General features: G+C 75.4%; 9 protein-coding genes. 4 read left to right on the forward strand and 5 right to left on the reverse strand.

Annotated elements, in window-relative coordinates:
• The first annotated feature begins 5 nt into the window (after nt 1-5).
• Nucleotides 6-635, forward strand: coding sequence for a GNAT family N-acetyltransferase (locus tag ACFPFQ_RS38710; RefSeq protein WP_379628033.1), 630 nt, complete (start codon nt 6-8; stop codon nt 633-635).
• Nucleotides 611-1,084: a DUF1697 domain-containing protein gene (locus tag ACFPFQ_RS38715; protein ID WP_379628035.1), complete on the forward strand. Its 474-nt coding sequence runs from the start codon at nt 611-613 to the stop codon at nt 1,082-1,084. Before ACFPFQ_RS38710 ends, ACFPFQ_RS38715 begins: the two co-directional genes overlap by 25 nt.
• Nucleotides 1,085-1,357: 273 nt before the next feature.
• Here the strand turns inward: ACFPFQ_RS38715 and ACFPFQ_RS38720 are convergent, their stop codons facing one another.
• From ACFPFQ_RS38720 to ACFPFQ_RS38730, 3 genes are all read right to left on the reverse strand, one after another.
• A complete protein-coding gene (locus ACFPFQ_RS38720) occupies nt 1,358-4,690 on the reverse strand; it encodes an ATP-dependent helicase (RefSeq protein WP_379628037.1) in 3,333 nt (1,110 codons plus the stop codon).
• 53 nt (nt 4,691-4,743) lie between these two features.
• A complete protein-coding gene (locus tag ACFPFQ_RS38725; protein ID WP_379628038.1) occupies nt 4,744-5,664 on the reverse strand; it encodes a family 16 glycosylhydrolase in 921 nt (306 codons plus the stop codon).
• Nucleotides 5,665-5,846: 182 nt separating this feature from the next.
• Nucleotides 5,847-9,185, reverse strand: a complete 3,339-nt coding sequence (locus ACFPFQ_RS38730) for an ATP-dependent helicase (RefSeq protein ID WP_379628040.1) — start codon at nt 9,183-9,185, stop codon at nt 5,847-5,849.
• Between the two features lie 65 nt (nt 9,186-9,250).
• Between ACFPFQ_RS38730 and ACFPFQ_RS38735 the strand changes: the two genes are divergently transcribed.
• The gene (locus ACFPFQ_RS38735) at nt 9,251-10,039 is read left to right on the forward strand and encodes an alpha/beta fold hydrolase (protein ID WP_379628042.1); all 789 of its coding nucleotides are present in this window, start codon (nt 9,251-9,253) and stop codon (nt 10,037-10,039) included.
• Nucleotides 10,036-10,326 (forward strand): MGMT family protein, encoded by a 291-nt coding sequence (locus tag ACFPFQ_RS38740; protein ID WP_379628044.1) that lies wholly within the window; start codon nt 10,036-10,038, stop codon nt 10,324-10,326. Before ACFPFQ_RS38735 ends, ACFPFQ_RS38740 begins: the two co-directional genes overlap by 4 nt.
• Before the next feature lie 95 nt (nt 10,327-10,421).
• On the opposite strand, the gene ACFPFQ_RS38745 is transcribed toward ACFPFQ_RS38740, so the two are convergent.
• Complete coding sequence (locus ACFPFQ_RS38745) at nt 10,422-11,111, reverse strand: sirohydrochlorin chelatase (protein WP_379628046.1); 690 nt, start codon at nt 11,109-11,111, stop codon at nt 10,422-10,424.
• Complete coding sequence (locus ACFPFQ_RS38750; protein WP_379628048.1) at nt 11,108-12,253, reverse strand: uroporphyrinogen-III synthase; 1,146 nt, start codon at nt 12,251-12,253, stop codon at nt 11,108-11,110. Before ACFPFQ_RS38750 ends, ACFPFQ_RS38745 begins: the two co-directional genes overlap by 4 nt.
• Between the last annotated feature and the right edge of the window lie 20 nt (nt 12,254-12,273).

Consider the following 12,273-nt stretch of genomic DNA (forward strand, 5'->3'; position numbering starts at 1 on the left):
TGGGGGTGGCCTCCGCGGGCGCCGGGTGCGCACTTCCCGTACCGGGGATCTACGGCGTCCCCGATCGCTGGCCGCACGTCGTGGCCGCGCTGCAGCGCGCCGGCTACCGGCCGTCCGGGCGCGTCGAGGCGGTTCTCGTCGCCGACGTCGCCGAGCTGCCGCAACCGGGCCCGGCACCGCTGCCCGGGCTCACGCTGGCCACGGCGCTCGGACCGCACGCGACGCAGCTGTCAGCGGTGCTCGACGGGCGTGTCGTCGCGATCTACGAGGTGCAGGGTGACCTCAGCGTCGGCGGCACGCGGTCGCGCCTGGCCGGCCGGGCAGACGTCTGGAACCTCGGGGTGGAACCGGGGCACCGACGCCGCGGGATCGCGACCTGGCTCGTCGCGCACGGTGTGGCGCGGCTGCGTCTGGGCGGGGCGCGCCGCCTGCTCGACTACGCGGTCATCGCCGCGCCCGGCGACGACAACGCCCTGCTGCCGTTCGTGCGACGGCTGGACGTCGCCGCTGCCATGATGGCGCCCGCGACCACCACCCACGAGGAGCAGCCATGTCCCGCTACGTCGTCCTGCTCCGGGGGATCAATGTCGGCAGGGCCAAGCGCGTGGCCATGGCCGATCTGCGCGCGCTGCTGACCGATCTCGGCTACACCGACGTCAAGACCGTGCTCAACAGCGGGAACGCGGTCGTCACGGGACGGAAGGCCGATCCGACGAAGCAGGCTGCCGCCATCGAGGCTGCGATCACCGACAAGCTCGGGCTCGACGTCCGGTGCCTCGTGCTCACCACCGAACACGTGCGCACGATCGTCGACGGCCACCCGTTCGCGGAGATCGCCGACAACGGGTCCCGGATGATGGCCCACATCCTCGCCGCGACGCCGGATGCGGCGCTGCTGGCCGAGCACGACCCGGTGGCGCTCGACCCCGACCGCGCGCAGCTCGGTGACCGCGTGCTCTACCAGTGGTGCCCCGACGGTGTCCTGGACGCTCCGCAGATCGCGACGTTCGCGGAGAAGAAGCTGGGCGTGGCCGTCACGGCGCGGAACTGGAACACGCTGACCAAGCTGGCCGACCTCCTCTGACCCCGCGAGTCGGGACAGACGGTCCCGCGAGTCGGGACGAACTGCCCCCGAGTCGGGTTCCGGCGAGATGATTTCGCCGATCCAGCACGCTGATTTCGCCGATCCGACACGGTGTGTGTGCCGATCCGACACGCCTTGCCCGCCGCGGGTGTGTCGAGATCGCGTACACGGCGTGTCGAGATCGCGAAATCGGCGTGTTGAGAAGGCGAAATCAGCGATGCCGGGCTATCCGTCGCGACTCGCGGGTACATCCTTCCCGGCTCGGGGCGCGGGTCAGGCGAGGGGGACCGCGGCGATGAGGTCGCGCAGGCCTGCGGCGTCGAGCAGGTCGGTGGGGCGGAGCGTGACGTCCTGGCGCACGAAGTGGAACGCGGCGCGCACCTGCTCCGGCGCGCATCCCGCCAGCGCGGCCCATGCCATCCGGTAGGCCGCGAGCTGCACCGCGACGGCCGGCATCCGCTCCGCGTCGGGCAGCGAGCCGGTCTTCCAGTCGACCACCGTGTAGCCGCCATCGGGGTCGACGAACACCGCGTCCATCCGGCCGCGGACCCCGATGCCCGCCACGACCGTCTCGAACGGCACCTCCACCTCGATCGGCCGCCGATCCGCCCATGCCGAGGCGAGGTAGGCCTCCTGCAGCTCGCTGAGCGCGTCGTCGGACACCGCGCCCTCGTCGGCCGCGCCGGGCAGGTCGTCGAGATCGAGCAGCTGCGACGCCCCGAAGCGCTGCTCCAGCCAGGCATGGAAGGCCGTGCCACGCCGGGCATACGGGTTGGGCGGCAGTGGCAACGGCCGGCGCAGACGCGCCGCCAGCCCGGCCGGATCGGCGGCCAGGTCGACGAGCTGGGTGACCGTGAGCTGCGACGGCAACGCAACGGTGGGCCGGGCGCGGGAGGCCGCCCGTTCGGCGAGCAGGACGCCGACGTCGGCCGCCCAGCCCTCGGGGTCGCCGTCGTCCTCCTCGGGATCGGGCTCCTCGGGGAACTCCTCCTCGGGCGGAGGCTCGTCGATCAGCTCCAGCTGCGACCCCGGCTCGGCGGCATCGGCCTGCGCGGCCCGGAGCTCGTCGAAGTGCCGCAACGCCGCCCGGACGCGGTCAGCACCGGCGTGGACGTCGGCCGAGCGGGCCCCGAGCGGATCGGCTGGCCACAGCCCCTCCGGTGCCAGCTCGGTGGCCGGGTTCACCGCGTCGCCCGCGGGCTCCTCGGCCCATTGCTGCGCCGGGTGCACGCCGGCGATCTCCACCAGGAACTCCGACGGGCCGCGCGGGCGGTCACCCGAGGGCCCCCACCAGTGCCCTGAGCACAGCAGCACCTGCTCGGCACGGGTCAGCGCGACGTAGAACAGCCGGCGCTCCTCGGCGAGGCGCCGCTCGTCGAGCGCCTCGGAGTGCTCCTTGACGGCCGTCTCGAGCTGCTTGCGATCGGCGCCGTCGACCAGCACCAGCGTGGGCAGGTCGGCCGTGTCACCGCGGAGCGCGACGGGCAGCTCGGCCGGGCTGGTGAGCCACGTGCCGCCGATCTTGCGCCCGGGGAACACCTGCGTGACCAGGTGCGGCACGGCCACCACCTGCCATTCCAGGCCCTTGGCCGCGTGGACGGTGAGCACCTGCACGCGATCCTGCGCCACGTCGATCTCGCCGGGCGACAGGCCGTCCTCGGCCCGCTCGGCGGTGGTGAGGTAATCGAGCAGGGCCGGCAGCGTTGCGACGTCGGCGCCGGCCGCGAACTCGGCCACGACGTCGGCGAAGGCATCGAGGTGCGCCCGCCCGACCGGGCCCGGACGCGCCGCGGTCTCGGCGTCGAGCAGCAGCATCCGCTCGGCATCGGCGACGAGGTCGGTGAGCGGCGCCGCACCCCGCGACCGGAGCCACTGCAGCTCACGCGCGAGCCGTGCGATCCGCTCGAACCCCGCCGGCGAGTACTGCTCGGGCGGGCCAGGATCGTCGAGCGCGTCGACCAGCCCCGCTTGCTCGGCCTGCTCGCCGGGCAGCGCGCCCAGCGCCAGCTCAGCCGGGGTCAGCGGGCCGGACCGCGACGGCATCGCCGGCACCAGCTCCCGCGCGCGTGACCACAGCGCCGCGAGATCGGCGACCCCGAGCCGCCACCGGGCACCGGTGAGCAGCCGCATCGCCGACGGGCCCGCCAGCGGGTTGGCCACCAGGTGCAGCGCGCTGACCAGATCGCGGACCTCCGGTGTGTCGAGCAGCCCGCCGAGCCCCACCACCTCGACGGGCAGGCCCCTGGCCCGCAGCGCGGTGGCGATGGCGTCCATGTCGGCGCGGCGGCGCACCAGCACCGCCGACGTGGGTGGAGGCACCTCGGCGGCCTCCGCACGCTGCCACTGCTCCGCGACGCCGTCGGCCATCCAGTCGATCTCGGCGCCGATGTCGGCCAGCAGTGCCACCCGGACGTCACCCGCGGCGGCCTCGGACCCCGCCCGCAGCTCGCCGACCCCGACGGCGCCGGGCTCCTCCCGCAGCGGCGCCGAGACGGCGTTGGCCAGCGCGAGCACCTCCGGCGGGTTGCGGAAGCTCGTGAGCAGGCCGAACTCCTCGGCCGGAGTGCCGTCGGGCGCCGGGAAATCGGTGCGGAACCGGATCAGGTTGCCCGCGCTGGCGCCGCGCCACCCGTAGATCGACTGACACGGGTCGCCGACGGCGGTGACGGCCGGGCCCGCGGCGCGGACCGGCTCGCCGGGCATCGTGCCGAACAGCGCCCGCAGCAGCACGCGCTGCGCGTACCCGGTGTCCTGGTACTCGTCGAGCAGCACCGCACGGTAGGTGGCGCGTTCGGCGGCGCCGACCTCCGGGTGCACCGCCGCGACCCGGGCCGCGATGGCCAGCTGATCGGCGAAATCGACGGTGCGTTCCGCGCGCTTGCGGGCGGTGAACGCCGCGACCAGCGGCAGCAGCGCCGCGCGCTGGCGCTGCGCCTCGACCCACTTCTTGTAGGTGAGCGACGGCTCGGCGCGCTGTCCCTTGCCACGGGGCGCGTCGGCCATCGCCGCGATCATGCGCTCGGCGTGCGCCCGCACCGCGTCGGGATCGACGAGGTGCTCCCCCAGTTCACCGGCGATCGCGAGCACCCGCTCGGTGACGGTGGCCGGCATGATGTCGAGCTCGAGATCGTCGGCCCAGCTGCTGACCACCCTGTGGGCGAGCTGCCAGGACGCCGTGGCGCTCAGCAGCCGCGCGGCCGGCTCGGCGGGCAGCCGCAGCGCGTGCTCGGCGACGAGCCGACCCGCATAGGCGTGGTAGGTGGAGACGGTGGGCTCGCCGGCGAGCACCGCGGCACGCCGCTCCCCGCTGGGATCGAGCTCGTCGAGCAGCCGGGAGCCGGCGAGGCGGCGCAGCCGCGACCGGACCCGGGCCCCGAGCTGCTGCGCGGCCTTGCGGGTGAACGTGAGGCCCAGCACCTGCTCGGGCAGCACCTCGCCGGTGGCCACGAGCCAGACGACGCGCGCCGCCATCGTCTCGGTCTTGCCCGCGCCCGCACCGGCCACCACCAGCGCCGGACCCGCGGGCGCCGCGATCACCTCTGCCTGCTCGGCGGTGGGCGGCGGCACGCCGAGTGCGGTGGCCAGCGCGCGCGGGGTGAGGTCCACGTGCCCGTTCTACCGGAGCACCCCGACGGGACCCCGCGCGCCCACCGTCGGTGCTACTTGGCGTAGATCCGCACGTAGTCGACGTCGAGGCTGACCTCGGCCGGGGTGGTGTCGTCGCGCGGCAGGATCCAGTCCTTCTGCGGGCCCTGGTCGAGCTGGACCGTCAGGTGCATCGGCGTGGTCGGGATGGCGGCCTTGTCGGTGTTCTCGTACTGCTTGACGCCGTCGACGTACCAGGTGATGCGATCGGGCAGCCATTCCACGGCGAACGTGTGCCACTGCGTGTAGTTGCCCGGCACGGCATTGCCGTTGATCTGGTTGGTGCTGCCCCAGTGCAGGACGAAGTGCGCGAGATCGCGGTTCTCGCTCGGCACCTCCATGATGTCGACCTCGCCGTCGTCGGGCCACTTGCCGGAGTCCGGCCACAGCAGGATCGCCGAGCCGAAGCCGCGGCCCGGCGTGGTCTTGGCCCGGAACTCCCAGCGGCCGTAGAGCTGGCCCAACGTGTTGCCCATGCCGCCGGAGACGTCCTCGCGAGCGGTGATGTGCAGCTGGCCGTCGGACTGGCTGATGGCCTCCGGTTTGCGGTACCCGGTGCCGAAGCCGCCCTTGCTGTCGTAGAGGCCCCACTGGGTCGTGTCGACGGTGTCGGTGTTGAACTCGTCGCCGCCGACCTTGCGCCAGCCCGCGGAACCCGGATCGGCGCCGCCGACCGGCCCGTGCGGTGCCGCGCCCTGCGCACCGGCGGGCGTCGCCGGCTTGGCGGCAGGCTTCGGCCTGACGGTCGGCTTCGCCGTGGGCGTGGGCGACGGCGTGATGCTCGGCAGGACGGTCGGGGTGGCCGGGAGCGACTCGAACAGGTCCGGACCGGTCTCCGGCGCCGCGGCGATCGACGGGTTACCGCACGCCGCGAGCGTGACTGCCACGGCAGCGCACGCGACGACCACGCGGAGGCGCGGCGAAATGCGGTACACGAAAGGGACCTCCTCGATCGACGCCGGTCGGGGAGCTCGGGGAGCACCAGCGTGGCGCCGACCGTACCGGGCCCCCCGATCGCGACCAAATGTCGTACCCGCTTGTGTCGCCACTGCGAGCCGTCGACTACGGATGATCATCAAGAGCACGGCGGACGGCGGCCGATGTTCACTCGTTCGGCTTAAGCCTCGGTGACGGGCCGGCCCGACTCGCTCACCGGGCAGCTGCTGCGCACGGGGCAGCGGTCGCAGTCGGACCCGACGCGGGCGATGAACTGCGACCCCGACGTCTCCTCCGCGCACTGGTGCACCACCTGGCTCCAACGCGCGAGCTCCTCGGCGTCCAGCGGCGGCTGCATCGGCTCCTTCGCCACCCCGCCCGCCTTCTGGTCGGCGACGTAGACCAGCCGCGCGCCACCGGGTGGCGCACCGGCCGCCAGGAGCTCACCGAACGCGCCGAGCGCGGCAGCGAGCTGGTAGACGGCCAGCTGCGGGTGCTCGGCCGCCGCCCTGACGCTGACGGCGACCTTGCCCGTCTTGACGTCGATCACCACCGGCCGGCCCTCGGCGTCGACCTCCAACCGGTCGACACGTCCGCGCAGGCGCAGGCGGGGGCCGCCGCGCGGCACCTCGGTGGCCAGGTCCAGCGAGACGGGGTGCTCGACCGCGACCAGTCGCAGCCCCTCGGCCCGGCTGGAGCGGACCCAGCCGTCGAAGGCGGTGAGCATGCCGCGCACGCGCGTGAGCTCGCGGCGGCTGAACCACGGCGCGCCGGCGTCGAGCTTGTCCCACGCCGACTGCAGCGCGCCCTCCAGCTCGGCGTCGGCCGCTCCTGCCGCGCTCGCCTGCACCAGCGCGTGCACGAGCGACCCGGTGACGGCGCTGAGCGCTCCGACCTCCCCGCCGCCATGGCGCTCCAGTACCCACCGCAACGGGCAGCGCATGATCTTCTCGATGTCCGACGGCGAGACCGGCACGATGGCGCCCTCGGCCCGCAGCGGCACCCCGCTCGACACCGGTTCCAGGCCGTACCAGTCGTCGGGATGCGCACCGGGCACACCGGCCGCGGCCAGCCGGGCCAGCTGGACGGCGGCCCGCTCGGCCCGCGCGCCGTCCTCGGCCCCGCAGGCGGCCCGGCGCAGCTCCCCCACCAGCTCGGCGAGCACCAGCGCCCGCCCCGGCTTGTAGACCGGACGGTCGGCCTGACCGGCCGGGACCGGATCGAGCTCGTCGAGGAAGCGGGACGGCTGTTCGTCCTCGCCCTGCACGCCGCTGACGAGCAGCGTGTGGCGGGCCCGGGTGCACGCGACGTAGAACAGGCGCCGCTCCTCGGCCAGCAGCGGCGCCACCCGGGACACCGTGGACCCGACGGGCTCCGCAACGCCCGCGATCAGGTCGACGAGGCGCTCGTTGCCCAGCAGGCTCCCGCGCAGCCGCAGGTCCGGCCAGCTCCCCTCCTGCACGCCCGGAACGGCGACGACGTCCCACTCGCGGCCGCGGGAGGCGTGCGCCGTCAGCAGCGAGACGGCCTCGCCCCGCGGTGCCCTCGCGGCGAGCGAATCACCCGGGAGCTGCTGGTCGATGAGGTACTCGGTGAACCCTGCGACGTCGGCGCCCGGCAGCCGGTCGGCATGGCGGGCCGCGGCGTCGAAGAGCGCGAGCACGGCATCGAGATCCCGGTCGGCGGCGGCACCGACCGGGCCGCCGCGGGCCGACAGCTCGCTCCAGCGCTGGCCGAGCGTGCACGCCTGCCAGATCCGCCACAGCACCTCCTCGGCACTCTCCCCCTCGCGGGCGGCATCCCCGGCGATGGCGAGCAGGTTGCCGACGCGCCGCAGCGGCGCCGTCTCGTGGCGGGGCAGCGCCGCGAGCGGATCGGGGTTGCCGAGCGCCGCCGCGCGCAGCGCCTCCACCAGCAACGGGTCGCTGCCGAGGCGTTCGGCGTCGACGTTGTCGCCGGGCGGCAGCGCGACGTCGGCGGCTGCCGCGTGCAGTCGCAGCAACCCCCGCCGCAGGCGACGCATCCGCATCGGGTCGGCCGAGCCCAGCGGGGACGTCAGCAGCGCCGTCGCGGCGTCGGCGTCGAGCTCACCGGGGCGGGTGGCGAAGCGCAGCACCATCAGCAGCGGCACCACCGCGGGCTGGCGGGCCAGCGGCAGCTCGTCGGGCGGGGCGGCGATGGGAACCCCGGCGGCCAGCAGCGCGCGGCGCAGCGTGGGCAGCGAGCGGCGCGTCGAGCGGGACAGCACGGCCATCTGCGACCACGGGACGCCGTCGGTGAGGTGGGCCCGCCGCAGCTGGTCGGCCACCCAGCCGGCCTCCTGCGCGGCGGAGTTGAAGATGCGCACCGACACGCTGCCGTCACGCTCCGGGCCGTCAGTTTCTGGGCCCTCCCGCTCGGGCTCGCGGGGTGGTGCGACGCGCTCGCGGCCCTCGCCGGCACCGGGGAGGCGGGCGACGAGCCGGGCACCCGCGGCGCGGACGGCCGGGCTGCTGCGGTGGTCCACCTTCAGCACCACCGTCTCGGCCTCGACGGCCTTGAGCCCGGACGGGTCGGCACCCCGGAAGTTGAGGACCGCCTGGTCCGGGTCGCCTGCGAGCAGCACGGTGGCGGCGGTGGCGCCGAGCACCCGCACGAGCTCCATCTGCTGCGGGTCGAGGTCCTGCGCGTCGTCGACGACGAGGTGGCGCACCCGGGCCCGCTCGGCGTCGAGGAGCTCGGGGTCGGCCGCGAGCGCGTCGAGCGCGGCGGCCACCAGCTCGGCGGCGTCGAGCGCGGGAGCGGTGGCCTGCGGCGCACCGCGGCCCGCGGCCCCCCGCAGCAGGTTGACCTGCTCGTAGCTGCGGAAGAACCGGCCCGCGGCGGCCCACTCGGCCACCTCGTGGCGACGGCCGACGGCATGCAGCTCCTCGGGGCCGAGCCCGCGCTCGGCGGCGCGCAGCAGCAGCTCCCGCAGCTCCGCGGCGAAACCGGGGAGCCCCAGTGCCGGCCGCAACCGCTCCGGCCAGCCCGAGTCGGGCACCTCCTCCAGCAGCTCGCCCGCCAGCAGGTCGCGGACCACGGCGTCCTGCTCGGCGCTGGCGAGCAGGCGCGGCGGCGGATCGCCCTGGCGGGCGGCATAGAGGCGCAGCACCCCGAACGCGTAGGAGTGCACCGTGCGCACGAGCGGCTCGCGGGCCGTGCGCCCGGCGTCGTCGGACGGATCCTGCAGGAGGTCGGCCAGCCGCTCCCGCAGCTCGTCGGCCGCCCGGCGGCTGCCGACGAGCACCAGCGTGCGCGCGGGATCGGCGCCCTCGGCCACCCGGGCCGCCGCCGCGGCGAGCAGCAGCGTGGTCTTTCCCGTGCCGGGCCCGCCCAGCACCCGCAACGCACCCGCCGCATGCGACAGCACCCGCTGCCCGGCGGCGTCCCACACCGGTGCGGGCCCGAGGACGCGCGGCCTGCGGACCAGGCCGGGCGCGAGCGCGGCCGGGCGCGACCGGCCGAACAGGCCGGCCGGGGCAGAACCGGGACGAGACACCCAGCGATGCAACCACGCCGAACCGGAGCGGTGGCCGCGGCCCGCCGGATGGCACGATCGGTGACGTGAACGGTGACGCGCTCAACGTCCGGCTCTACGGTCCCGACGCCGGACGGCCGCTGCTCGCGCTGCACGGCGTCACGGGCCACGCGGCGCGCTGGGAGGCGCTGGCGGCGGAGCTGCCCGACGTCCGGCTGATCGCGGTCGACCTGCGCGGCCACGGCCGCTCGCCGTGGACCCCGCCGTGGCGCTTCGAACAGCACGTCGCCGACGTGCTGGCGGTGCTCGACGCCCGCGGGCTCGACCGCGTCGCCGTGGCCGGCCACTCGTTCGGTGGCGCCATCGCGGTGCACCTGTCGCGGCTGGCGCCCGAGCGCGTCGAGCGGCTGGTGCTGCTCGACCCGGCACTCGGGCTCGACCCCCAGCACATGCTGGAGACGGCCGAGCAGTCACGCGCGGACCTCTCCTTCGCCACCGTGGCCGAGGCCACCGCCGACCGCGCCGAGCGCTGGGGCCCCGACGTGCCGTCGGAGCTGGTGACCGCCGAGATCGCCGAGCACCTCGTGGCCGACGGCGACCGCTTCCGCTACCGCATCTGCCAGTCGGCCGTCGTCACGGCCTGGAGCGAGATGGCCCGACCCGCGATCACCCCGCCCGCAGGCGTCCCGACGCTGCTGCTGCCCGCGGCGAAGGCCGACTACGTCGACCCGGCGTGGGTCGAGGCCTGCCGCGCCGAGCTCGGCGACGCGTTCACCGTCGCCGAGATCGACTCCGGCCACATGCTGATACTCGAACGCCCCGCCGAGGTGGCCGACCACATCCGCGGGTTCCTGGCCCGGGAGTTCCGGGGATGAGCAAGCTCGACGACGAGACGGTGGAGCGGGTCCGGGCGCTCGTGCTCGCGATCCCGCCCGGCGAGACGTCGACCTACGGGGAGATCGCGCGGCGAGCCGGGCTGAGCACCCCGCGGCTGGTCGGCCGGATACTGGCCGACGACGGCCACGACGTGCCGTGGCACCGCGTCCTGCGCTCGAACGGCACCTGCGCACCCCACATCGCGCAGGAGCAGAGCGCCCGGCTGCGCACCGAGGGTGTGCTGATGGTGGACGGCCGGTTGCCGAAGGAGAAGCGGGGGCGCTGAGGGGTGGGAGCCCCGCGTACCTCCGTTGCAGGAAAGCCACTTTCCTGCAACGACATTGCGGCAACGTGGCTTTCCTGCAACGCGCGGGCCCGCCGTCAGGCCGCCAACCGCCCCCGCACCGCCACCCCGGCCCGTGCCAGCACCACCTCGCACAACGCCAGGTGCCCCGCCAGCGGCGCCGCCACCACATCCGCCCCGCACCCGTCGAGCCGCTGCTGGAACAGCCCCGGCGCCAGCAGCCAGGACGCGACGGCCACCCGCCGCGCACCCTCGACCCGCAGCATCGTCACCGCCTCGCCGACGCGCGGGCCACCGGCCCCGATCGTCGCCACCGTCACGGGCCCGCCGAGCAACCGGCCCAGCCGTCGCGCAGCGGTCGCCGTGTCGGCGTGGGCCACCGGATCGCTCGACCCGGCAACGGCCAGCACCACCGCGTCCCCCGGCCGGGCACCCGCGGCGACGAGCCGCTGCGCCGCGGCCGCCACCAGCAACGGGTCGGGGCCCAGTGGGTCGGCGAGCACCACGTCCTCGCGGCCGGTGGCCTGCAGCTGCGCCGGCACGTCGACCCGGGCGTGGTAGCCCGCCGCCAGGAACATCGGGACGGCCACGCACGGTCCCGGCAGCGACGCGAGTGCGTCGGCCGGAGTCGGGCCGCGCACGTCGGCGTAGGCCACCGCCACCGCCGATCCGGGGCGCGCCGCCCGGACCTGCGCGGCGAGCGTCTCGGTGGCCACCGCTCCGGCCGGGTCCCGTGTGCCGTGTGCGACGAGCAGCAGGGCGGTCAACAGCGCCCGCCGGGCCCGGCTGCCGGGTCGAGCGCGAGCCGGTACCCGCGCTTGACCACCGTCTGGACGAGCTTGGGTTCCCCGAGCGCACCGCGCAGCCGCGCCACGGCCGTCTCGACGGCGTGCTCGTCGTCGCTGCTGCCGGGCAGCACCCGCAGCAGATCGGCGCGCGTGACCACCCGGCCGGGGCGCCGCGCCAGCGCCCGCAGCACGGCCATCCCGGTGGGCGGCAGCAGCCGCAGCACCCCGTCGACGACGACGGCCTGGCCGCGCAGCTCCAGCAGGTGCCCCGCCACCGGCAGGTGCGGAGCCCGTTCGGGCAGCGCGGCCTCCAGCTTGCGCACCATCGCGCCGAGCCGGGACCGTTCGGGCTGCACGGTCGGCACGTCCACGGCCATCAGCGGGCCCGCGGTGACGGGCCCGACGCACAGCGCGAGCACCGGTCCCTGCAGCGCGGTGATCAGGTCATCGCGCAGGCCGCGCTCGGCGGCGCGGGCGAGCATGCTGGCGACCGCGGGCGCGCTCGTGAACGCCAGCGCATCGATGGCTCCGGCGAGGGCGGCGTCGGTGAGCCGGTCCAGCGGGCCCAGGTCTGCGGGTGCTGCCCATCGGTAGACCGGCACCTCCACGACCTCGGCACCCGCGAGCGTCAGCGCCTCGACGACGTCGGGCAGTGGCTCGCCGTGCAGCTGCACCGCGATCCGAGCTCCCTCGACGCCGCCGTCGAGCAGGTACTCGAGCACCTCGGCCGACGACTCCGACGGCGGTGACCACTCGTCCACCAGCCCCGACGCCCGGATGGCGCCGCGGGCCTTCGGGCCCCGTGCGAGCAACCGTCCGGCGCCGAGCGCCGCGAGCAGCTCCTCCCCGATGCCCCAGCCGTCGGCGGCCTCCATCCAGCCGCGGTACCCGATGCCGGTGGTGGCGACGACGATGTCGGGCGGCCGGGCGATGAGCTCGCGGGTGGCGCGCTGCAGCTCGGTGTCGTCGGTCAGCGCGACGATCCGCAGGGCCGGGCCCTGCAGGATGGCCGCGCCGCGGCGCTCCAGCATCGTGGCCAGCTCCTCGGCCCGCCTGGCCGCGGTGATGCCCACGGTGAAGCCGGCCAGCGGCGGCACCTCGGCAGTTCGGTTCTCGGTCATCACGCTCTCTGGGATCACGG

The organism is Pseudonocardia sp. GCM10023141, from assembly GCF_042653605.1.

Excerpts from the sequence above, each read along its gene's own strand:
- ACFPFQ_RS38715 (WP_379628035.1), top strand. The coding sequence starts at position 611 with ATGGCCGATCTGCGCGCGCTGCTGACCGATCTCGGCTACACCGACGTC.
- ACFPFQ_RS38740 (WP_379628044.1), top strand. The coding sequence starts at position 10,036 with ATGAGCAAGCTCGACGACGAGACGGTGGAGCGGGTCCGGGCGCTCGTG.
- ACFPFQ_RS38750 (WP_379628048.1), bottom strand. The coding sequence starts at position 12,253 with ATGACCGAGAACCGAACTGCCGAGGTGCCGCCGCTGGCCGGCTTCACC.